The following is a 21,619-nucleotide window of genomic DNA, read 5'->3' on the forward strand; positions in this document are numbered from 1 at the left end:
CGCCGCGGCTCACTCCTCGGTGGCCGGGCTGCCGCCCGCGACGACCTCCGCGAGCAGGTCCTCCTCGGTGGCGCCGCGCCGCCAGTAGCCGGTGAACGTGACGGCGCGGCGGTCCAGGCCGCGCTCGTTCACCAGGTGCCGGCGCAGCGCCTTGACCACGGCGGACTCGCCCGCGATCCACGCGTACGCGCCGTCCGGGATCGCCGCGGCGCGGACGGCGTCCAGCAGGGTGCCGGGGGAGACCCAGCCGATCTCCGCGTCGGCGGCGGTCGGCAGGTCCTGCCGGTCCCCGGCGTGCGGGACGTCGATGAAGACCTGGGCGGACGTCCCGGCGGGCAGCCACGCGAGGTTGCCGGCGATGGCGGGCAGCGCGGTCAGGTCGCCCGCGATCACCACCGGGGCGCCGGGCGGCGGCTGGAAGTCGTAGCCGCCGTTGTCGGGGCCGGTCGGGCCGAGGAGGGTGACGCGGTCGCCGGCGCCGGCCGCCGCGGCCCACCGGGCGGCCGGTCCGGACGCGCCGTCGGTGTGCAGCGCGAAGTCGACGTCGAGCTCCCCGGAGCGGTGGTCGCGGACGGTGTAGGACCGCATGATGCCGCGCACGGCCGGGTCCAGCGCCCGCCAGTCGGCGAACCACGTGTCGCCGTCGCCGTTCTCCGGCATGACGGGCGCGTCCTGGTGCGGGTGCGGGAGGAACAGCTTGAAGCGCTGGTCGCGCCCGCCGGTGGCGAACCCGTCCAGGGACGCCCCGCCGAAGGTGATCCGGACCATGGACGGCCCGAGCCGCTCGGACCGCAGCACGCGCACGTCGAAGAAGGCGTAGGGGTGGGCGGGGGTCGTCGTCATCTCGCTGCCTTTCAGCCGGTCTTCTTCGCGGACTGGAGGGCCGCGGCGACCGCTTCGAGCAGCGGCGCGCAGCCCTCGTAGGAGAAGCGGGGCTCCGGCTGCCACGGGATGACCTGGCCGGCCTTCACCGCGGGCAGGTCCTTCCAGGACGGCTTGGAACCGAGGTCCTTCGGCTGGAGCGCCTGCGTGCGGGAGTCGAGCATGATGATGTCGGCCTTGTACTTGTCGGCGTTCTCCCAGCTCAGGTTCTCGAAGTAGCCGTTCTTGTCGAGCTTGTCCGGAACGATCAGGTCGACGCCGAGTTCCTTGTAGTAGATGAGGTCGGTGTTCATGTTCGGGCTGGAGGCGTAGAACAGGTCGGGGCTCGCGGACGAGGCGAGGACCTTCAGCCCCGGCTTGGCCTTGGCCGCGGCGCGCACCGCCTCGGCGGCCTTCTCGAACCGGGCCTTCGCGGCGGTGACCTTCGCCGACTTCAGGTCGGCGCCGAGCGCGGCGGCGAGCGCGGCGGTCCGCTCGATCGGCTTCGGCAGCGAGACGGCCCCGGCGGAGATGGCGACGCTCGGCGCCAGCGCGTAGATCTTGTCCTTGCTCTCGGCGGGGACGTAGAACAGCTCGCCCTCCAGGAACATGTTGTCGACGAGGAGGTCCGGGCGGAGCGCGGCGTACTTCTCGACGTTGAACTCGCCGAACGCGTTGCCGATGATCTCCAGCCGGTCGACCGGCAGGTTCCCGGCCTGCGGGTCGGGCTTGCCGTCCTTCAGCTTCGTCGGGCCGAACACGCCGACGAGCTGCTCGTCCACCCCGAAGTCGTAGAGGGCGGCGGCGGTGGCGACGTACCCGACGACCCGCTGCGGACGCTTCGCGACGTCGACCTTCGTGCCGCGGTCGTCGGTGAACGTCCAGGCGCCGCCGGCGGGGGACGCGGTGCCGCCCGAGCCGTCGTCGCCGCCGCAGGCGCTGATCAGCGCCCCGAGGGCGAGGGCGCCGCCGGCACCGAGGACGGAGCGGCGGGTGAGGTGACGGGCACGGGTGTTCGACATGCGGACTTTCTCCCAAAATCAATTACTGTGGCCGGATAGGCGACCCGGCGAGACTTAGGTTAACCTAACCTAAGATCTTGTCCAGAGGGGGCCCGCCAGGTGCTGTCGACCAAGCCGCCGCCGCTCGCGCAGCGACCGGCCGAGCGATCTCATAACGCCCCGTGGCGGGCGGCGGGGCTCCTCGGCGGGGTGCTGCTCCTGCTCGCCGCCGTCGCGGCGAGCCTCGCGGTCGGCGCGAAGCCGCTGTCGCTCGGTGAGGCGTGGGATGGGCTGTGGCACCCCGGCTCGGCCGCGTACACGGTCGTCCACGACATGCGCCTCCCGCGCACGCTGCTCGGCCTGCTCGCCGGGGTGGCGCTCGGGCTGGCCGGCGCGGTCATGCAGGCGCTCACCCGCAACCCGCTCGCCGACCCCGGGCTCCTCGGCATCAACGCGGGCGCGTCCGCCGCCGTCGTGTCCGCGATCTCGTTCCTCGGCGTCACCTCGTTCACCGGCTTCGTGTGGTTCGCCTTCGCGGGCGCCGGCGCGGTCGCGGTGCTGCTCTACGCGGTCGGCGGCGGGCGCGGCGCCACCCCGGCCCGGCTCGTCCTCGCCGGGGCCGCGCTGAACGCCGCGCTGTACTCCTACGTGAGCGCGGTGCAACTGCTCGACACCGCGTCCCTCGACCGGATGCGCTTCTGGACGGTCGGCTCCCTCGCCGCCGCGCAGGACTACACCGTCGTCCGCGTCGCGCCGTTCGTCGCCGTCGGCCTGGTGCTGGCGCTGCTGCTCGCCCGCCCGCTGAACGCGATGGCGATGGGCGAGGACGCGGCCCGCGCGCTCGGCGCCGACCCGGGACGCGCCCGGATCCTCGCGATCGTCACGGTCAGCCTGCTGTGCGGCGCCGCGACGGCGGCCTGCGGCCCGATCATCTTCGTCGGGCTGATGGTGCCGCACCTCGTCCGCGCGCTGACCGGCCCCGACCTGCGGCGGCTGCTCCCGTACTGCGCGATCGCGTCGCCCGCGCTGATGCTGGCGGCGGACGTCCTCGGGCGCGTCGTCGTCCGCCCGTCCGAACTCCAGGTCGGCATCGTGATGGTCGTCGCGGGAGGGCCGCTGTTCCTGTACTTCGTCCGGCGTCCGCTGGGAAGGGCGGCGGCCTCGTGAGCCGCGCCCAGCACTTCGCCGTCGTCCGGACCCCGGCCGGGCAGTCGTTCCGGTTCCGCCCGCGCGCGCTCGTCGTCGCGGCGATCTGCCCGGTGGTCGCACTCGGGACGGGGGTGCTCCTCATCGGCAGCGGCGACTTCCCGATGAGTCCCGCCGACGTCGTCGCGACCCTGCTCGGGCAGGGCACGCCCGCCGACTCGCTGATCGTCAACCAGATCCGGCTGCCGCGCGTGGCGGCGGCGCTCGCCGTCGGCGCGGCGCTCGGCCTGGCGGGCGCGATCTTCCAGTCGCTGGTCCGCAACCCGCTCGGCAGCCCCGACATCCTCGGGTTCAGCCAGGGCGCGGCGAGCGGCGTCCTCGCGGTGATCGTGCTGACCGGCGGCGGCACCGCCGCGGTCGCGGGCGGCGCGGCGGGCGGCGGGCTGCTCACCGGCCTGGTCGTGTACGCCCTCGCGGGACGGCGCGGCGCGCACGGGCAGCGGCTCATCCTCGTCGGCATCGGCGTCGCGGCGATCCTCACCGGCGTGAACGGCTACCTGCTCACCCAGGCGCACATCACCGAGGCCGCCCGCGCCGTGCTCTGGCTGACCGGCAGCCTCGACGGCCGCGACTGGGCCGACACCGCGCCGGTGCTCGCCGCGCTCGCCGTGCTCGGCCCGGCCGTCATGGTCGGCTGCGGCCGGGCACTGCGGATGCTGGAGATGGGCGACGACGCGGCCCGCGCCCTCGGCGTCCCCATCGACCGGGTCCGGCTGGTCATGCTGGCCGCCGCGGTGCTCCTCACCTCGCTCGCCGCGGCGGCGGCCGGGCCGGTCGCCTTCGTCGCGCTGACCGCGCCGCAGCTCGCCCGGCGCCTCACCCGCACGACCGGCCCCAACCTGCTGCCCGCGATGTGCATGGGGGCGGCGCTGCTGGTGGCCGCCGACTGGGTCGCGCAGCGCGCCTTCCCCGGGCACCAGCTCCCGGTCGGCGTCGTGACCGGCCTCCTCGGCGGCGGATACCTGGTCTGGCTCCTCGTGACCGAACGCAAGACGGGACGGATCTGAATGAAGGACGCGAACGCCCGGCTCACCGGCACCCGGCTGACGCTGGCCTATGACAAGCGCACCATCACCGAGAACCTCGACGTGGCCGTCCCGGACGGGTCGTTCACGGTCATCGTGGGCCCTAACGCGTGCGGGAAGTCGACGCTGCTGCGGGCGCTCGCCCGGATCCTGAGACCGGCGAGCGGGGCGGTCGTGCTCGACGGCCGGCCCATCGCCGACTGGCCCGCCAGGAAGCTCGCCCGGACGCTCGGGCTGCTGCCGCAGTCGTCCATCGCGCCGGAGGGCATCACGGTCGCCGACCTCGTGTCGCGCGGCCGGTACCCGCACCAGAGCCTGCTGCGGCAGTGGTCGCGGGAGGACGAGCGGGTCGTCGCCGAGTCGATGGCCGCGACCGGCGTCGGAGACCTCGCCGGCCGGCACGTGGACGAGCTGTCGGGCGGGCAGCGGCAGCGCGTGTGGATCGCGATGGCGCTCGCCCAGCAGACCCCGATCCTGCTGCTGGACGAGCCGACGACCTACCTCGACATCGCGCACCAGATCGAGGTCCTCGACCTGTGCGCGCGGCTGCACGAGGAGGGCCGCACGATCGTCGCCGTCCTGCACGACCTCAACCATGCCGCCCGCTACGCCACGCACATGATCGCCATGCGGGACGGACGGATCGTGGCCGAGGGCGGCCCGTCCGCGGTCGTCACGGCGGAGCTGGTCGAGGAGGTGTTCCGGCTGCCGTGCCGGGTGATCGACTGCCCGGAGACCGGGACGCCGCTCGTCGTCCCGGCGGCGCGCACCCGCGTCCCGGCGCTGAGCTGACTCCGGCGGAGCCGCCGCAGGCCGCGACGCGGCGGGGGCCCCGCCGGCGGACGGAGCGTCCTCGACACTCCGCCGCCGCTGCGCGACGCCCCCGGGACGAATCGCCGTGTCCTAGGAGCCCGACGGGACCTTGTAGGTCTTGGCGATCTCCGACTCCTCGGGCGCCCGCTCGACGACCATGCCGCCGAGCGCCTTGGCGTCCGTCCGCAGGATGTAGGTCTTGCGGGTGCCCGGCTCGTCCACCTTCGAGAAGTCCATCGGCGTGCCGTAGCCGCCGTCGTGCGCGGTGGTCGCCCGGTGGGCGCCGATCAGGCCGTCGCGGGTGAGGTCCTTGGCCTCGCACGCCTTCTTCAGCGCGTCCGCGAAGATCACGGCGCCGGTGTAGCCGTTGACGACCGCGCTGTCACGCGGCTGCCCCGGGTACTTCTTGCCGTAGTCGGCGGCCAGCTTCTTGATCGCCGGGAGGTCGGAGGAGATCGGCGCGCCGGCCGTGGCGAGGTAGAAGCCCTTGGCCAGCGCGGGCGCGGCCGAGGACTGCAGCAGCTGCGGGGAGAACCCGGAGTTGCTCGCCACGATCGGCGCCGTCATGCCCTTGCTGCGGGCGACGCCCGCCAGCGACGCCGACTGCCTCGGCCCCGCGCTCATCAGGATCGCCTTCACCTCGGCGTCCTTCAGCGCCGAGACCTGCGTGGTCATGTCGTTGTCGGTCGCCTTGATCTTCTGCTCGACGACCGTCAGGCCGAGCCTGCCCGCCGCGTACTTGGACCCGGCGAGGGCGCTCTCGCCGTAGTCGCCCTCGAAGTACACGTGCCCGATCTTGTCGCCCTTCCCGATGCCCTTCTCCTTGGTGAGGAAGTCCAGGGCGTTGATCATGTCGACGTCGTAGGTGGTCCCGGTGACCTGGATGTACTTGTTGCCGAGCAGCGTCGTCGCCCACGCGTTCGGGATCACGAACATCTTGTCGGCGGTGATCCGCTGCCTGAGCGCCGTCACCATCGGCGACCCGACGAACTGCGCGAGGCCGATGACGTCCGCCTGCAGCTCGCTGTACCCGGACACCGCCTTCTGCACGTCGTAGCCGTGGTCGCGGACGACCAGCTCGATCTTGCGGCCGCAGATCCCGCCCTGCGCGTTGACCTGCTCGAAGTAGAGCTGCTGCGCCTGGGTGAGGCTCTTGCCGAGCGGCGCGTACACGCCGGTCAGGTCGGTCTCGATCCCGACGCGGATCGTGTCGTCGGTGACGCCGGGGCCGGTCTTGACGCCGTCCGCGCCGGTTCCGCCGGAGCCGCCGGACGCCTTGCTGCTGCAGCCGGACGCCATGCTCAGCGGCAGCGCGAGCGCCAGGGCGGCGACCGCCGTGAGACGTGCCGAACGGTTCATGTGGGTTGCTCCTCTTGTTCGAGTCGGGTGAGGGGACGGGCGTCCCGGCGCCGGGACGCGGCGATGCGCAGCCGCGGCCACGCCCCGGCCAGGCCGCCGGGAAGGAACAGCACGACGGCGACGACGGCGGCGCCGTACAGGATCCGGGCGGCCTCGGCGGGGGAGACCCCGGCGGAGCCCGGTGCGGCGACGAGCGGCAGGTCGTCGCCGAAGCGGGTGAGCAGCTGGGGCAGGACGGACACGAACACCGCGCCGGCGACGGCCCCGGCGGCGGTGCCCAGCCCGCCGATGACGATCATGGCGAGGTAGTCCAGGGACAGGAACATGCCGAAGTAGTCCGGGACGGTCCGCCGGAACGCCAGCGCGAGCAGCGCCCCGGCCGCCCCCGCGTACATCGACGACAGCACGAACACCCCGGCCCGGTAGCGCGCGACGGGCACGCCCATCACCGCGGCCGCCGTCTCGTGGTCGCGGATCGTGTTCATCGCGCGTCCCGGCCTGCCGCGCAGGATGCCGCGCGCGATCCACGCCGCCGGGACCAGCAGCAGGACGGCGAGGAACCACAGCCGCTCCAGCGCCCCGAGCGGCACCTCGAACAGCACCAGCTCGGGGGAGTCGTCGAAGCGGAACCCGGCCAGCTCCAGCGGCGGGACGTCCCGGCCGTTGAACCCGCCGGTGACGCCCTCGGCGTTGAACAGCACGTGCTGGCCGATGAAGATCAGCGCGAGGGACGCGATGCCGAGGTAGACGCCGCGCAGCCGCCCGGCGATGGGGCTGAACAGCCCGCCCGCGACGCCGGCGAGGACGATCGCGCCGACGAACGACAGCGGCGTCGGCAGCCCGAGCCCCGCCACGTGCGGACCCGGGTCGGACGCCAGGTACACGTACCCGTAGGCGCCGACGGCGAGGAAGAACGCGTGCCCCATCGACAGCTGCCCGGTGGCGCCGGTCAGCAGGTTCAGGCCGATGGCGCCGATCGCCGCCGACATCGCGAACAGGCCGGTCTGCAGCCAGAACGCGTCCAGGTAGAAGGGCATGGCGAGCAGGACCAGGACCGCCCCGATCGCGGCTCCGAGGCGGAGCGGACGTTCAGACACGCGACAGCTCCCTCGTCCCGAACAGCCCGGCCGGACGGACCAGCAGCACGGCGAGCATCACCAGGAACGGCGCCACCTCGCCGATGCCGCGCCCCAGGAACGCGAGATCGCCCTGGTAGCCGGTCACGAGCGACTCGGTGAGCCCGACGACGAGGCCGCCCACGAGGGCGCCCGTCGTCGAGTCGAGCCCGCCGAGGATCGCGGCCGGGAACGCCTTCATCGCCGCGAACGAGGTGCTGCGGTCCAGGCCCGGCGTGGGGAACACGGTCAGGAACAGCGCCGCGACCGCCGCGAGCGCGCCCGCGATCGCCCACGCGGCCAGCGAGACGCGGCCGAGCCGGACGCCCATCAGCGCCGCCGTCTCCCCGTCCTCGGCCGCCGCCCGCATCGCCACGCCCCACGAGGTGTAGCGGAACGCCAGCAGGAACGCCGTGATCAGCAGGGACGCGACCACGAACGCGGCGATGCGGGTCTGCGCGACGCCGATGCCCGCCACATAGACGATCTTGTTCTGCCAGGGGTCGCCCATCGACAGGACCTGCGTGCCGATCTCCCGCGTCAGCGCGGTCGTCAGCACGATGTCGACGCCGATCGTGACGATCGCGAGCACCGCGTGGTGTTCGGCGCGGGCGCGGCGCAGCACCAGCAGCTCGACCAGCGCGCCCGCGACGGCGGCCGCGGCGATGCCCGCGCCGAGCGCCGGCAGGAACCCGATGTCGCCGTGCAGGACCGCCGTCACGTAGCCGCCGGCGAGCAGCAGCGACGCGTGCGCGAAGTTGACCACCTCGGTGGCCTTGAAGATGATCACGAAGCCGAGGGCGATCAGCGCGTACACCGATCCCGCCGAGACCCCGTTGACCACCAGCTCGATGAACGTGCTCAAGGGTTTCCCTCCGAATCCGCGGGCTGCGGCTCGTGCGCGGCGCCGAGATAGGCGCGGATCACGGCCGGGTCCCGCTGCACCCGCTCCGGCTCGCCGCCCGCTATGCGCCGGCCGAAGTCGAGGACGGTGACCTCGTCGGCCAGCCGCATGACCATCCCCATGTCGTGCTCCACCAGCAGGACCGAGACGCCGAGGTCGGCGCGGACCCGGCCGATGACCTCCGCCATCCGCCTGCGCTCCGCGCCGTTCATCCCGGCCACGGGCTCGTCCAGGAGCAGCAGCCGGGGTTCCATCGCGAGGGCGCGGGCCAGCTCGACCCGCTTCTGGACGCCGTAGGACAGCAGCCCGACGCGTGCCTCCAGATGCTCGCCGACCCCCACGAACCGGGCGATGTCGCGGACCCGTGCGCGGTGCCGGGCGTCCTCGCGGCGCGCCCGCGGCAGCCGCAGCCCCGCCGACGCGAACCCGGCCCGGGTGAGCCGGTGCCGCCCGAGCATCAGGTTGTCCTCGACGGACAGGTGCCGCGACAGCGCGATGTTCTGGAACGTCCGGGCCACGCCGAGCCCCGCGATCCGGTGCGGGGGCAGCGAGGTCAGCTCCGCGCCGCCGAACCGGACGCTGCCCTCGCTCGCCCGGTAGACGCCGGACAGCACGTTGAAGCACGTCGACTTGCCCGCCCCGTTCGGCCCGATGATCGCGTGGACGCTGCCCGGCGCGACCGTGAACCCGACCCCGTCCAGCGCGGTGAGCCCGGCGAACCGCACCGTGAGCCCGTCGACCACGAGCCCGCTCATCCCGCCCACCGCTCCAGCGAAGGCGGCGGAACGGAATCGTTCCCGTCGCCGTCGTCCTCGCCGTCGTCCCCCTCGCCGCCGACGCCGAGGTAGCGCCGCCGGACCTCGTCGCTCGCGGCCAGTTCCGCCGACGGCCCGTGCAGCGTGACCGCGCCGACCTCCAGCACGTGCGCGGTCGACGACAGCTCCAGCGCGAGCGCCGCGTTCTGCTCGATCAGCAGGATCGCGGTGCCCTGGAGGTTGATCTCCCGGACGGTCTCGGCGATCCGCTCGGCCATCAGCGGCGCGAGGCCGAGCGTGGGCTCGTCGAGCAGCAGCACCGACGGGCACGCCATCAGCGCCCGCCCGATCGCGAGCATCTGCTGCTCGCCGCCGGACAGGAGCCCCGCCCGCTGCCTGGCCCGCTCGGCGAGCACCGGGAACAGCTCCAGCACCCGCGCGTGCGCCCTGGCCGCGGCGCCGCGTCCGGGCGCCCCGAGCGCGCCCGCCCGCAGGTTCTCCTCCACGCTGAGCCGGCCGAACACCCGCCGTCCCTCCGGGACCTGCACCACCCCGGCCGCCACGACGGTGGCCGGGTGCAGCCCGCTGAGGGACCGGTCGCCGAGCCGGACCGCGCCGGTGTCCACCGCCCCGCGGTGGAACGGCAGCGTCCCCGAGATCGCCCGGAGCAGGGTCGTCTTGCCCGCCCCGTTCGCGCCGAGCACGGCCGTGACCGAGCCCGCCGGGACCTCCAGCGAGACACCGCGCAGGGCCCGCACCGCGCGCCCGTAGCTCACCGACAGATCGCGGACCGCGAGGGTCCCGTTCGTCATTCGCCCCTCCACAAGTTCGTGTGGCGGGCAGCCCAGCACGGGCCGCCGACCTGCGTCCACAGGCCGAGGGGAAGACGTGGCGAGGGTCCAATCGAACGTCGTTCGGGTTGTGCGGCGAGCACAGTCGCGGCGAGGTTCGGCCGTCCGGGGGCGCGCATGCGTACGTCCCGACACGAGGTGTCGCGGCATGAGGGAGACCGGACGGAAACTTCAGCGGCGGTGGCGCACCGGAGCCGCCGTCGCCGCGGCAGGGAGCGGCTGGAGCGGGACAACGCGACGAGCGTCGCGCGCCTCTCCGGAATCTAGGGTTGGACGACCTGCCTGACCACGATCTCGTCCAGCCGCCGCTCGACGATCACGCCCACCGGCCAGTCGCGGACGAGGCACCGCAGCAGCGCCGCCTCGTGCTCGGCGAACGAGGGATCGCAGCCCTGCTGCTCAAGGCTGGAGCGGATCGCCAGGACGCGGTCGTCTTCGGTGAAGCCGGGCACGTCCCGGACCATCGCGGTCGTCGTGGCGCGGTGCGAGTTGAGCCCGGCGAAGGACCGGCCGCAGCCGCAGCCGCCGTCCGGGTCTCCCTGGTCGCGGGCGCACACCGTCCCGATGTGGACGAGCTCCCCCTCGACGCACCAGTCGAAGTCGTTGTCGCGCAATCCCTGGCCGGCGTTGGTGGCGGTGAGCAGCTTCAAGGCCATACCCCCTCGGTCCTCGGACCCGCCCACCGTACGACGGGGGCCTGACATAACGTCGAAGCATGAGCGATGACAAAGACGTCCTGCTGCACCGCGACGGCCCGTTCACCACGATCACCATGAACCGCCCGCGCCGCCGCAACGCGCTTTCCCGCACCTTTCTGGAAGAACTGACGGACACGTTCGGCCAGGTAGGCGCCACAGACGCCCGCGGGGTCATCTTCGCCGCGAACGGCCCGGTCTTCTCCGCGGGCCACGACTTCGCCGACATGGCCGGGGCCTCCCACGCCGACGTCCGCGAGCTTCTCCAGGTGTGCGCGGACCTGATGCGGACGATCCAGTCCGTCCCGCAGGTGGTGGTGGCCAGAGTGCACGGACTGGCCACCGCCGCCGGCTGCCAGCTCGTCGCCAGCTGCGATTTGGCCGTGGCCGCCGAGAGCGCGGGCTTCGCCGCCCCCGGCGGCAAGGGCGGCTGGTTCTGCCACACGCCCCTGGTCGCCATCTCGCACAACATCGGCCGCAAACGCGCCGCGGAGATGGCGCTCACCGGCGAGGTCTTCGACGCGAGGACGGCGGCCGACTGGGGCCTGATCAACTACGCGGTGCCCGACGACGAACTCGACAAGGCCGCCCGGGACCTCCTCGAGCGCGCCACCCAGGGCAGCCCCCGCAGCAAGGCCCTGGGGAAGCAGGCCATGTACGCCCAGCTCGACCGTCCCGAACAGGACGCCTACGCCTACGCGATCGAGGTGATGGCCGCCTCCAGCCAGACCCCGGAGGCCCAGGAGGGCATGACGGCCTTCCTGGACAAACGCCGCCCCGACTGGCCGGCCTAGGGCCCGGCGCAGCACGACCGCGACGGACCCGCCGGCCTCGGCCGGCTCGGTAGGGCGGGCGGGACTCGAACCCGCGACCGGGAGATTATGAGTCTCCTGCTCTGACCAGCTGAGCTACCGCCCCGAGGCGGTCCCCCGTGACGGCGGGGGTTTCGCCGGTGCAATCTTAGCGGCGGCGCGCGCCGCGGCGCGTGGCGATGTCCTCCTTTTGGCGGGGCGATGTCATACCTGTAGGCGAGTGACGGCTGTGGTGACCCGTCGGTAGGGTCCCGCGTATGTCCAGACGCATGCTCGTTCTCGTTCCCGTACTGCTGGCGCTGCTGTTCTCCGGCGCGTGTGACGGCGGCGGCTCCGGTGAGGCCGGAGAGAAGGCGGATTTCGACGCCGCGCAGACGCTTCGCCAGGCTGCGGACGCGATGGGACGCCTGAAGAGCGTCGGGTTCACGGTGGAGTCGGACGGCAAGACCCCGGTCATCGTGAAGGGCGGCGACATGAAGCTGCTCCGCAGCGGGGACGCGCAGGGGACGCTGACGATCGAGCAGCAGGGCCAGAACGTGGAGATGAAGGTCGTCGCGGTGGGCGACAGCATCTACCTGGACGCGGGGACGGGCGGCTGGCGGAAGCTGCCGAAGGCCCTGGCGGCGAACGTGTACGACCCGTCGGCGGTGCTGGATCCGCAGCGGGGGATCCCGATGCTGCTGACGTCGGCGCGGTCGCCGGAGCCGCAGGCGGTGGAGAAGGTGGACGGCAAGGAGGCCTACCGGGTGGGCGCGAAGCTGCCGAAGGCGCAGATCGCGGGCCTGATCCCGGGGATCAACGAGGACATGGACGGCCAGGTGTGGGTGAGCAGGGCCGACCACCGGCTGGTGAAGGTGCGCGGGCGGTTCGCGGCGGGCGGAGCGGTGGTGATCTCGTTCACCGAGTTCGACGCCCCGTACAAGATCAGCGCGCCGAAGTAGGGCGGCGGGGATGAGGGTGCGGCGCCGGGTCGCGATCGGGGCGGGCGGCGCGGTGGTGCTGCTGGCCGCGCTGGACGCGTACGTGGTGACGACGGTCCTGGTGCCGATGGTGAAGGACGTCGGGATCCCGATCAACCGGCTGGAGCGGGTGACGCCCGTCCTGACGGGGTTCCTGCTGGGGTACGTGGCGGCGATGCCGCTGCTCGGGCAGCTGTCGGACCGGTTCGGCCGGCGGCCGCTGCTGCAGGCGTGCCTGGTGTTCTTCGCGGCGGGTTCGGTGGTGACGGCGCTGGCGCCGGACGTGCCGGTGCTGACCGCGGGGCGGGTGGTGCAGGGCGTCGCGGGCGGCGCGCTGCTGCCGGTGACGATGGCGCTGGCCGGGGATCTGTGGGAGGAGCGGCAGCGTCCGGTGGTGCTCGGCGCGGTCGGCGCGGCGCAGGAGCTGGGAAGCGTGCTGGGCCCGCTGTACGGGGCGGGGATCGCGGCGGTGCTCGACTGGCGGGCGATCTTCTGGATCAACGTCCCGCTGGTGGTCGTGGCGATGGCCGCCGTCCAGGTCGCCGTGCCGGGCGGGCGTCGGGAGGGGCCGCGGCCCGGGGTGGACGTCGTCGGCGGCCTGCTGCTGGCGCTGGGCCTGGGCCTGCTGGTCGCGGCCGTCTACAACCCGGAGCCGGAGGAGTCGGCGCTGCCGCCGTGGGGGCTGCCGGTGCTCGGTGCGGGCGCCGTCGTCCTCGCGGTGTTCGTCCTGTGGGAGATCAGGTCGAGGACGCGGCTGCTGGACCTGTCCGGGGTGCGGCGGGGGCCGTTGCTGGCCACGCTGAGCGTGAGCCTGCTGTCGGGCGCGGCGCTGATGGTGACGCTCGTGGACGTGGTGCTGGTGGCGCAGACCGTCCTGCACAAGGACACCACGGAGGGCGCGCTGCTGCTGACGAGGTTCCTGGTGGCGCTGCCGGTCGCGGCGCTGGCCGGAGGGCTGCTCGCCCGCCGGGTGGGGGAGCGGTGGCCGATGGCGGCGGGCATGGCGGTCTCCGCCGTGGGCTACCTGCTGATCGCGGGCTGGCCGGCGGACCTGGCGAGCGCCTCGTACGGGCCGTTCCCGCGCATGGACGTCGATCTCGTGGTGACCGGCCTCGGTCTCGGCCTGGTGATCGCGCCGGTGTCGTCGGCGGTGCTGGCGTTCGTCCCGGCGGCGCGGCACGGCGTCGCGTCCGCCGCGGTGGTCGTGGCGCGGATGATGGGGATGCTGCTCGGCGTCTCGGCGCTGTCGGCGTGGGGCTTCTACCGGTTCCACGCGCTGACGGCGGACCTGAAGCCGCCGCTGCCGTTCCTGATGTCGAAGGACGAGTTCGCGCGGCAGATGGAGGTCTACGACGCGGCGCTGCGGGACGCGCTCCGCACCGAGTACCAGGAGATCTTCTGGATCACCGCCGGGATGTGCGCGCTCGGGGCGCTGCTGTCGCTGGCCGTGGGTGCGCGGCGGGAGCCGGCAGGTCCGGACGATGGCCTAAAACGGTCATCAAACCGGCATATCGGGCGTGAAGCCGGAAATGATTCGGCCAGCGGCGATGTGCCTATCGACGAACTCGGGAATATCCTCGGTAAAGAAGGCTGAAGGCCTCTTGCCGGGGGGGCGCTCCCCGGGGAGGTGAACGCAGATGCGCAGGTCAGGCATCCGCCGCGGTGGCACGCCGCTCGTCCGGCTGCGCCGCCGGCTCGGGCTCGAACGCAACGAGCTGCGCCGCCGGGTGGACCGCGTCCAGCGGTTGATCGCACTCGGGCTGCTCTTGGTGCTGCTGGGCGTGGCACCGCCACTGGCGGCTCTGGCCGCGAACTGGTCCTACCGCGCCGGAACCGGCGCGGAGCACGCGGAGCGGGCGAACCGGCACCAGGTCGTCGCCACCGTCACCTCGACCGGCGGGTTCGGCTCCTCCAGCGACCGCTACATCCACGAGACCGTCCAGGCCACCTGGCCGGGCCCCAACGGCAAGCCCCGCGTCGGGACGCTGCCGACCTGGAACGACGTCAAGGTCGGAGCGCACCGGACGATCTGGATCGACGCCGGCGGCAATCCGACCGTGCATCCCCGCCCGCACAGCCGCACGGTGACCGACGCCGTCTACGCGGGCGCCGCCGCCGTCCTCGGCTGCGCGGTACCCGTGCTGTTCTCCTACGCGCTCGTGCGCCACCGCTGCGACAGGCACCGCGACGAGATGTGGGAGGCCGACTGGGCCCGTCTGGACTCCGCCGGCCACAACCCCCGCTCCTGAGACCTCACGGGGCGAGCAGGGCGCGCGCCGTCTGGACCAGGGCGGCGTTGTCCCCGGCGGGGGAGCCGTCCGGGAGGGTGAGGGTGTCCTCCAGCCCGATCCGGACGTCCAGGTTGTGCCGGACGGCGAGGCGCAGCACCGGCCAGGCGCCGCCGTCCTCGCCGTGCAGCAGGATCGGCCGGGCGTGCCGGGTGCCGATCGCGTGCAGGAGCGCCTTGGCGGTGTCGGTCGCGGTCTCCGGGGCGGTGTCGGTGACCTCGGCGAGGACGCGCAGCACGTGGTGGGCGTGCGGCCAGCGCAGGAACCGCTCGGCGCCCTCGGTGCCGGAGAAGATGCCCGCCTCGATCGCGACGCCCCGCTCGAACAGCGCCTCGGCGACCATCTCGGCGCCGCTCTCGTGGAAGTTCACCGACGCGTGGTCGGGCAGGACCGTCCAGGAGCGGATCAGCGCGGCGCGCTCGGCCGGGTCCGGGGCCGTCCACGCGCCGGTGGTGACGCCGACGTCGATGGACGGGGTCCGCGCGCGGACGGCGGTGATCGTCTCCGCGACGTGGAACGGGTCCAGGGTGTCGGCGCCCGTGGCGTCCTTCGGGTGCAGGTGCGCGTCCTGCGCGCCGACGTCGGCGGCGGCGCGGACCGCGGCGGCGACCTCTTCCGGCGAGACCGGTACCCCCTCGGTCCGGGGTCCGTTCGGGCAGACCTGGAGCATGTTCCGATCTTCTCAGGTGCGGGTCATGGCGTGATGACGCAGGGGCCCCCTCTGCACACGTCCATGACCGTTCCGGTCTTCAGGAACGTCGCCTTCTGGCGGCGGGCGTCGGCGTTGTTGCGCGGGTCGGAGTGCGGGTCGCGGCCCTGCGTCGGCGGCGTGTTCGTCAGCGGCGGAGCCGGGGAGCCGCTGTCCCACACGATCATGGCCGAGCCGTCGTAGGACGAGCCGAACACCGGGATGCCCCAGTACGGCACCGTGTCGGGACTGCGGCCGGGCGTGACGGCCGGCGCGTGGACGCGGGCCCCGATCGTGCGCGCCTGGACCTCGGCGGCCACGGGCGCCACCTGGTGGTCGCCGAACGCCACGTGCATCAGCACCCGGTGCTTGGGCGTGTTCGGCAGCGGATCGTCCGTCATGTGCCAGGCGTAGCCGTTCGCCTCGCCGCGGTCCCACAGCATCTGGATCAGCGCGAGGCCGATCTGCTGGTCGAGCTTGTCCGGATAGAACAGGTCGAGGACCTGCGCGTACTCCGGGAAGTCGGCGCTGCGGTTGAGCAGCGTGCTGTAGTTCATCGCCGGGACGCCGAGGACGGCCCGCCGGATGTCGGGGGACACGGCGGTGAGGGCGCCGCCCATGATCCCGCCCTGGCTGTTCCCGTCGTAGACCAGCCCGGCCCCGGTGTCGATCAGGGACGCGCCCGCGCCGTTCTGGAACGCCTTGTGCCCGGCGAAGCCGCGGGTCATGGCGCGGCCGAGGAAGGTGAAGTTGAGCATGCTCTGCTGGAGGCGGTCCGCGACCGTCCGGAAGCGGGTGAGGTCGGCCAGCGCCGTGACCACGTTCGGGACGTCCTCCTCGGACATGCCGATCCACCTGGTCGCGCAGAACATGAAGCCGTGCTCGGCCGCCATCGACTTGACGTTGCCCGCGTCGACCTCTCCCTCGCCGCCGAGGAGCCCGTGCCCGTAGAGGGCGGGACGGGCCGGGTCGGTGAACGCCGACTTCGGGATCTCGCACTGGAACGGGACGGCCTGGGAGTTGCCGGGCAGCTGCGACGGCCGCCCGTCCCCGCCCCGGTGCAGCGACGAGCCGGGAAGCCCGCCGTACTGGTCGAGGTAGCTCGGCGCCCAGACGACGCCCTTGACCTCGCGGGCGATCCTGTCGTCCACGCCGTCCGTCACCTGCGTCACGAGGAAGGACGGCGACCGGTCGCCGAGCTTGCCGAGCGCCTCGTCGCGCATGTGCAGCATGGGGCCGGCGAGGCTCTGCCGGCTCGCGACGGTGAAGTCCCAGGCCAGGTAGAGGCCGTCGCGGCCCACGCCGTTCCGCCGGAGCGCGGCGAGGACCTTCTTCTCGTCCCGCTGCCGTGCGGCGAGGGGGTCGCCGGGCGGCAGGTCGGGCCCGAGGATCCTGGCGAAGGCGGGGTTCGGCGCGATCAGGTTCCCGGCGGCGTCGCGCAGGTCGCGCAGCGCGACCGCGTAGCGGTGCCCCTCCCGGAAGTTCTTCGCCGGACGGACGATCAGTGCCTTCCGGTCATCGGGCGCGTTCGCGTCCAGTTCCGCCCAGTAGGGCCAGCGCTCGCCGGTCGCGGTGTCCACGATCACGATCGGGGCGTCGGCGCGCAGCGAGGCTCCGATGTCGGTGATCGGGGCGGCGCCGGTGCGGGCCAGGTCGATGCCCGGGACGCGGCTGAGCAGCGCCGACCCGGGGGAGAAGCCGTCGGCGCGGTTCCACTCGCCCGGTGCCACGGGCACGCCGAGCGCGTTCTTGATCGTCGTCTTCATCTGGACGCGGCGGCCCGTCGCGGTGCCCGCGTCCGCCACCGTGTACCAGTTGCTCGGGAACGGCAGCAGGCAGGCGGCCGGGTCGATCGGGTCACAGCCGTCGCCCGTGTCCGCCGCCGCGGCCGGCGCGGGCGGGACGGCCAGCAGGGTGAGGGACGCGGCGATCGCCGCGAGGGCCGACAGGGTGCGCTGGGGGAGACGCAACGTCCACCTCCGGGAGATCCGCGAACGTTCAGCGGGATCTTGGTCTCAACGGAGGTCGAGGTCAATGCGTGTCCGAAGGTGGCCACTTCGCTTGTCGGCCGAGGCCGGACCGTAGGAGCGCAGGACGACCGGCGCCCGCAGCGCGTCCTCGACCGTCTCGACGGGGTCGCCGAGCGGCGCGTAGACGGGACGCGCGCGGAGCAGGCGGCGGGTGAGGGCGGCCTGGCGGGCGAGGTCGGGCGGCCCGGTCTCCAGCCGCTCGACCCGCTCGCCGTCCAGGTCATAGGCCAGGCAGGCGCGCAGGTCTGGACGTGCCCCCGCAACGTCCAGGTGCGTGACCGCCAGGCCGTCGACGCCGCCCGCCGCCTCCAGCGCGTACCGGAGCGCGACGGCGTCGAGGTGGCCGACGCGGAACGCGCCCTGCCAGCGGCCCGCGCGGTTGTGCCGGTCGGGGAGGTCGGCGGTCAGCGCCGGGTCCTCGGTGACGAACGGGCCGGGACCGTGCCGGGTCGCGTACGCGCGCAGCACGCCCAGCCGCGTCGCGGACGCGCCCGCCTCCGCCAGCAGCGTCTCGGCGTTGGCGAACGTCGTCGTCGACCAGGTCGTGTACGGATGGAAGCCGTGCCACTCGTCCAGCAGGACGCCCTGGGCCCCCTCGAACACCACGGTCCCGCCGCGCAGCAGGCCGCGGAGGTGACCGCCGCCGACGATCCGGGCCCGGTCGCCGAACGCGGTGAAGGCGTCGGCGCAGGCGTCCACGTCCGGGACGTCCCCGCCGCCGGGGAACGTGTCGCGGTACCAGTCGCGGACGGCGGCCAGCCTGCGCCGCAGCCGCGCGGGCGACAGGCAGTCGCCCGCGCGGGGCGCGTCGTCGTGCGCGAGCGCGTAGGACGCGGTCTCGCCGACGCCCATGCCGCACGACCCGTGCCGGGCCGTGCCGCGCGCCGACTCCCGCGCGCGGTTGGCGGCCCGGTGGTACGGCGTCGTCAGCGGCGCGTCGCGGTCCACGGTGAGCCGGTCGAGCGCGTCGCGGGCGCCCACGGCCCGGAGGTGGTCGGCCTCGGCGGCGAGCGCGAGCGGGTCGACCATCATGAACCGCGACAGGTGCGTGCGCACGCCGGGCGTGAACGTCCCCGAGCCGAACTGGGCGAACGTGTGGTGCCGCCCGTCCGCCGCGACGACGTTGTGCGCCGCCTGCGCGCCGCCGTTGAAACGGACGACCGCGGCGACACTCCGTGGACCGCCCACCCGTCCGGCCGTTCCGCCGGGGGAGCGTCCCCCCGGCGGAACGGCGCCCGCGGAGCAGAGGTGGTCGACGACCGTGCCCTTGCCCGCGTCCCCGAACCCGAGGTCGACGACGATCACGTGGTCCACGGCTCAGAGGCGGGTCGTCGCGGACGGTGCCGAGGCGTCCAGCCCCGGCGGCGTGGACGACACCGCGACCGGGGCGCGGGACGCGTCCAGCCGGGCGAGGGCGCGCGACACCGACGCCCCGGCGTCCGACCCGGCCTCCGCCAGGTGCTCCAGACCCTCGTCGAGGTCGATGGCGTCCTCGGCGAGCCCGATGGTGAGCGCGATCGTCTCGCACACCGCGTCCAGATCGTCCAGGTAGAGGACGTTCTGGCCGAGGAGGTCCCGCCAGAAGTCCGTCAGCTCGCGGCTCCCGGAGTGGTACGCCCCCTCGGGGATGATGAAGTACAGGTCGTACTTGCGCCGCAGCTCCCGGACGATCTCGGCGACCGGGACGTCCTCGTCCGGCTCCGCCCCGATGATCTTGGCGATCTCGCGCCGCTTGACCTTCGGGTAGGCCAGCTCGTCGCCGATCATGAACAGGTAGCCGCGCTTCCCGCGCTTCTCGAAGCAGTCGATCGAGGTGTGCCGGGCCATGAAGTACATGGCCAGCTCGTACGACTCGCGCATCTGGCCGCCGCCCCCGCCTTCGAGGAGGATCTTGCCGAGGTCGTCGTCCATCCGGTTGTCGGCCTCGAACTGGCCGACCTGCAGCGGCGCGCGGTCGCAGGTCGCGTCGCCGACCGCGCCGAACAGGATGTGCGGGTCGCGGACGTACCCCTTGCGCAGCAGCAGCCCGAGCAGGTCGGGGAGCTTGGCCTGCAGCGTCCGGGGCACGTTCCCCATCGACCCGGTCACGTCGAACAGCACGCCGATCGCGAGCGACTCCGGGTGGTCGTCGGAGTCCCGGCTCTCCCGGGCGGTCACGCCGAACGGGTCGAGGTCGGCGTGGACGGCCGTGGCGCCGCCGTCGGAGTAGGCGAACGCGCTCGCGCCGGTGGACGCGCGGTAGCTCGCGCGGGCGGCGTAGACGTCGGTGGACCAGTTTCCGCTTCCCATGGTGATCTCCTTCAGCGTGGGGAGGGCAGGTGGAAGGGGCGGAAGCGCCGCCGGCCGTAGAGCCGCTCCAGCAGCTCGTCCAGCTCGGCCAGCAGCCGCCAGGCGTCGGACGGGCGCCGGCTCTGCGCGGGCAGGGTGCAGCCGCGCGCGAACGAGCGCATCGCCGGGGGCGCCTTGTCGCCCATGAGGCCGGTCATGCACCGGGTGGCCATGTGGATGTCGGTCGCCGGGCTCGCCGGCCGCCGCCCCGGCACCTCGGGCGGGTACCGGCCGGCGTGCCGGGCGACCATCGCCGGGACGCGCCCGGACGGGTCGGTGCGGGCATGGCAGCCGGGCACCGAGTAGCACCAGTCGACGAGGACCAGGCCGTGCCGCTCCGGGTGGATCATCACGTGCTCGGGCAGCACCGCGCCGTGCAGGACCCCCGCGCGGTGCGCGAACCCGAGGCCGACCAGCAGCCGCCGCCACATCCAGGCCGCGTCGCGCGGGTCGACGCCGTCCGGGAACGCCGCCTGGACCGCGGCCAGGCTGTGGAACCCGTCCAGCGCGGCGATCACGTTGACCCGCCGCCGGGCCCCGGTCGCCGCGTCCCGGTGCGTGAACGACTCGACCAGGCGCGGGACGTACGGCAGGAACCTCCCGTCGCCGTCGTCGTGGAGCTGGCGCAGCGCGACCGCCTCGCGCTCGACCAGGTCGCTGTCGCGCGGGTCGCGCGGCATCTTCAGCAGCACCTCGCGTCCGGTCTCGGAACGCGCCGCGTACAGCTCGGCGAGGTCGCCGCCGATCGGGTCGCCGTCCAGCCGGTACGTGTGGCGGCGTGTGGTGAACAGGGCCGGGTCGTCCCGCCGGTAGGCGCGCCAGAGCGCGTTCAGCCTGATGAACGCGTCGCGGGTGCGTCCGCCGGTCGCGTCCGGGTGGACGAGCCGGGCCAGCCGCCGGTAGCGCCGCGCCGCCTCCGCCTCGTCCTCGCCGAACAGGTCGGCCGGGACCCGCGCCCGATCCAGCCGCGCCAGCGCGTCGTCCAGCGCGCCCATCTCCGTGCCCCGTGAGGAACCGGACCGCGCCGCCCCGTTCGCCTCGCTCATCTGATCTCCTCCTCCCGGCTCGGCCGCAGCAGGGCGGGGTGCAGGAGGCGCGCGTCGCCGGCCCGGTAGAGGCGGGGCCGGGGGCCGCCGCGCCGGCCGCCCCGGTCGGACGTCGCGCCGGTGCTCTCCACGAACCCGGGCACCGACAGGACCTTCCGGTGGAAGTTGCCCGCGTGCAGCTCCTCGCCCCACACCGCCTCGTACACCGAGCGCAGCTCCGGGATCGTGAACTCGCCGCCGCAGAACGCCGTCGCGAGCGGGGTGTACTCCAGCTTCCCGCGCGCCCGCTCCAGGCCGTCCGCGAGGATCCGCGCGTGGTCGAACGCCAGCCGGCGGGTGGTGCCGGGACGCTGCTCCCCGGAATCGGTCAGGCCCAGCGCGTCCACCGGAACCCAGGCGGCGTCGGCCGCGTCGCCGCCCGCCTGCGGGTCGGGCAGCTCCGGCGCGAACGCCAGGTGGGCGACGGAGATGACGCGCATCCGCGGGTCGCGTCCGGGGGACCCGTACGTGCCGAGCTGTTCCAGGTGGACCCGGCCGAGCGCGCCGCCCTTGGCGCTGAGCCCGGTCTCCTCGGCGAGCTCCCGGACCGCCGCGTCGGGAAGGTCCTCGGCGTCGGCGCCCCGCAGCGGCCCGCCCGCCTGGACGAAGCCGCCCGGCAACGCCCACATGCCTGCGTACGGGGCGAATCCGCGCCGGACCAGCAGGACGTGCAGGGCGCCGTCGCGGATGGTCAGCGCGACCACGTCCACCGTCACGGCGACCGGGTCGTAGTCGCGCGGGTCGTAGCTCGCGAGGAACTCGGCCTCGTCGCGCCTCGGGTCCGGGGTCATGCCGCGCCCTCTCGCCAATCTCCAAGTGAGTGATTCTCAGAGTGAGTTCATCT

21 protein-coding genes and 1 tRNA gene are annotated in these 21,619 nt (G+C 73.7%); 7 read left to right on the forward strand and 15 right to left on the reverse strand.

Features of this window, described 5'->3' with window-relative positions; translation table 11 throughout:
* Positions 1 to 9: 9 nt before the first annotated feature.
* Together SM418_RS13850 and SM418_RS13855 are read right to left on the reverse strand one after the other, a co-directional pair.
* Positions 10 to 843 carry a siderophore-interacting protein gene (locus tag SM418_RS13850; RefSeq protein WP_371941161.1) on the reverse strand — a complete coding sequence of 278 codons (834 nt, stop codon included), beginning with the start codon at positions 841 to 843 and terminating at the stop codon, positions 10 to 12.
* Positions 844 to 854: 11 nt separating this feature from the next.
* Complete coding sequence (locus SM418_RS13855) at positions 855 to 1,883, reverse strand: ABC transporter substrate-binding protein (protein ID WP_371941160.1); 1,029 nt, start codon at positions 1,881 to 1,883, stop codon at positions 855 to 857.
* A 99-nt stretch (positions 1,884 to 1,982) separates the two neighbouring features.
* Here SM418_RS13855 and SM418_RS13860 point away from each other — a divergent pair, with 99 nt between their 5' ends.
* From SM418_RS13860 to SM418_RS13870, 3 genes are read left to right on the forward strand one after another with little or no spacing between them, the layout of a single operon-like run.
* A complete protein-coding gene (locus SM418_RS13860) occupies positions 1,983 to 3,029 on the forward strand; it encodes a FecCD family ABC transporter permease (RefSeq protein WP_371941159.1) in 1,047 nt (348 codons plus the stop codon).
* Positions 3,026 to 4,075 (forward strand): FecCD family ABC transporter permease, encoded by a 1,050-nt coding sequence (locus tag SM418_RS13865; protein ID WP_371941158.1) that lies wholly within the window; start codon positions 3,026 to 3,028, stop codon positions 4,073 to 4,075. The genes SM418_RS13860 and SM418_RS13865 overlap by 4 nt, the downstream gene beginning before the upstream one ends.
* The gene (locus tag SM418_RS13870; RefSeq protein WP_371941157.1) at positions 4,076 to 4,885 is read left to right on the forward strand and encodes an ABC transporter ATP-binding protein; all 810 of its coding nucleotides are present in this window, start codon (positions 4,076 to 4,078) and stop codon (positions 4,883 to 4,885) included.
* 111 nt (positions 4,886 to 4,996) lie between these two features.
* On the opposite strand, the gene SM418_RS13875 is transcribed toward SM418_RS13870, so the two are convergent.
* From SM418_RS13875 to SM418_RS13900, 6 genes are all read right to left on the reverse strand, one after another.
* Positions 4,997 to 6,265: an ABC transporter substrate-binding protein gene (locus SM418_RS13875; RefSeq protein ID WP_371941156.1), complete on the reverse strand. Its 1,269-nt coding sequence runs from the start codon at positions 6,263 to 6,265 to the stop codon at positions 4,997 to 4,999.
* Positions 6,262 to 7,362: a branched-chain amino acid ABC transporter permease gene (locus SM418_RS13880; RefSeq protein WP_371941154.1), complete on the reverse strand. Its 1,101-nt coding sequence runs from the start codon at positions 7,360 to 7,362 to the stop codon at positions 6,262 to 6,264. The genes SM418_RS13875 and SM418_RS13880 overlap by 4 nt, the downstream gene beginning before the upstream one ends.
* Positions 7,355 to 8,245, reverse strand: a complete 891-nt coding sequence (locus SM418_RS13885; protein WP_371941152.1) for a branched-chain amino acid ABC transporter permease — start codon at positions 8,243 to 8,245, stop codon at positions 7,355 to 7,357. Before SM418_RS13885 ends, SM418_RS13880 begins: the two co-directional genes overlap by 8 nt.
* Entirely contained in the window at positions 8,242 to 9,039 is a 798-nt protein-coding gene (locus SM418_RS13890; protein ID WP_371941150.1) for an ABC transporter ATP-binding protein, read from the reverse strand. Before SM418_RS13890 ends, SM418_RS13885 begins: the two co-directional genes overlap by 4 nt.
* A complete protein-coding gene (locus SM418_RS13895) occupies positions 9,036 to 9,851 on the reverse strand; it encodes an ABC transporter ATP-binding protein (RefSeq protein ID WP_371941148.1) in 816 nt (271 codons plus the stop codon). Before SM418_RS13895 ends, SM418_RS13890 begins: the two co-directional genes overlap by 4 nt.
* Before the next feature lie 302 nt (positions 9,852 to 10,153).
* Positions 10,154 to 10,546: a DUF7715 family protein gene (locus SM418_RS13900; protein ID WP_371941146.1), complete on the reverse strand. Its 393-nt coding sequence runs from the start codon at positions 10,544 to 10,546 to the stop codon at positions 10,154 to 10,156.
* Between the two features lie 59 nt (positions 10,547 to 10,605).
* Here SM418_RS13900 and SM418_RS13905 point away from each other — a divergent pair, with 59 nt between their 5' ends.
* Positions 10,606 to 11,379, forward strand: a complete 774-nt coding sequence (locus SM418_RS13905) for an enoyl-CoA hydratase-related protein (RefSeq protein WP_371941144.1) — start codon at positions 10,606 to 10,608, stop codon at positions 11,377 to 11,379.
* Positions 11,380 to 11,429: 50 nt separating this feature from the next.
* Here SM418_RS13905 and SM418_RS13910 read toward each other — a convergent pair.
* Positions 11,430 to 11,503, reverse strand: a tRNA-Ile gene (locus tag SM418_RS13910).
* A 151-nt stretch (positions 11,504 to 11,654) separates the two neighbouring features.
* Here SM418_RS13910 and SM418_RS13915 point away from each other — a divergent pair.
* The 3 genes from SM418_RS13915 to SM418_RS13925 are packed head-to-tail and all read left to right on the forward strand — an operon-like array spanning position 11,655 to position 14,605.
* On the forward strand, positions 11,655 to 12,338 hold the full coding sequence (locus SM418_RS13915; RefSeq protein WP_371941142.1) for an LppX_LprAFG lipoprotein: 684 nt from the start codon (positions 11,655 to 11,657) through the stop codon (positions 12,336 to 12,338).
* Between the two features lie 10 nt (positions 12,339 to 12,348).
* The gene (locus SM418_RS13920) at positions 12,349 to 13,950 is read left to right on the forward strand and encodes an MFS transporter (protein WP_371941140.1); all 1,602 of its coding nucleotides are present in this window, start codon (positions 12,349 to 12,351) and stop codon (positions 13,948 to 13,950) included.
* Positions 13,951 to 13,993: 43 nt separating this feature from the next.
* A complete protein-coding gene (locus SM418_RS13925; RefSeq protein ID WP_371941138.1) occupies positions 13,994 to 14,605 on the forward strand; it encodes an Rv1733c family protein in 612 nt (203 codons plus the stop codon).
* A 4-nt stretch (positions 14,606 to 14,609) separates the two neighbouring features.
* Here SM418_RS13925 and SM418_RS13930 read toward each other — a convergent pair whose 3' ends face one another.
* From SM418_RS13930 to SM418_RS13955, 6 genes are read right to left on the reverse strand one after another with little or no spacing between them, the layout of a single operon-like run.
* On the reverse strand, positions 14,610 to 15,314 hold the full coding sequence (locus tag SM418_RS13930; protein ID WP_371941135.1) for a 3-keto-5-aminohexanoate cleavage protein: 705 nt from the start codon (positions 15,312 to 15,314) through the stop codon (positions 14,610 to 14,612).
* 23 nt (positions 15,315 to 15,337) lie between these two features.
* Positions 15,338 to 17,302, reverse strand: coding sequence for a hypothetical protein (locus SM418_RS13935; protein ID WP_371941133.1), 1,965 nt, complete (start codon positions 17,300 to 17,302; stop codon positions 15,338 to 15,340).
* Positions 17,303 to 17,347: 45 nt separating this feature from the next.
* The gene (locus tag SM418_RS13940; RefSeq protein ID WP_371941131.1) at positions 17,348 to 18,676 is read right to left on the reverse strand and encodes an adenylosuccinate synthetase; all 1,329 of its coding nucleotides are present in this window, start codon (positions 18,674 to 18,676) and stop codon (positions 17,348 to 17,350) included.
* 3 nt (positions 18,677 to 18,679) lie between these two features.
* Positions 18,680 to 19,651, reverse strand: coding sequence for a hypothetical protein (locus SM418_RS13945; RefSeq protein ID WP_371941129.1), 972 nt, complete (start codon positions 19,649 to 19,651; stop codon positions 18,680 to 18,682).
* A gap of 11 nt (positions 19,652 to 19,662) precedes the next feature.
* Entirely contained in the window at positions 19,663 to 20,736 is a 1,074-nt protein-coding gene (locus SM418_RS13950; RefSeq protein WP_371941127.1) for a serine/threonine-protein kinase, read from the reverse strand.
* Positions 20,733 to 21,566 carry an NUDIX hydrolase gene (locus SM418_RS13955; RefSeq protein ID WP_371941125.1) on the reverse strand — a complete coding sequence of 278 codons (834 nt, stop codon included), beginning with the start codon at positions 21,564 to 21,566 and terminating at the stop codon, positions 20,733 to 20,735. Before SM418_RS13955 ends, SM418_RS13950 begins: the two co-directional genes overlap by 4 nt.
* Positions 21,567 to 21,619 lie beyond the last annotated feature (53 nt).

The sequence above is a fragment of the Actinomadura chokoriensis genome (assembly GCF_041463665.1).
GTDB lineage: Bacteria > Actinomycetota > Actinomycetes > Streptosporangiales > Streptosporangiaceae > Spirillospora > Spirillospora chokoriensis_A.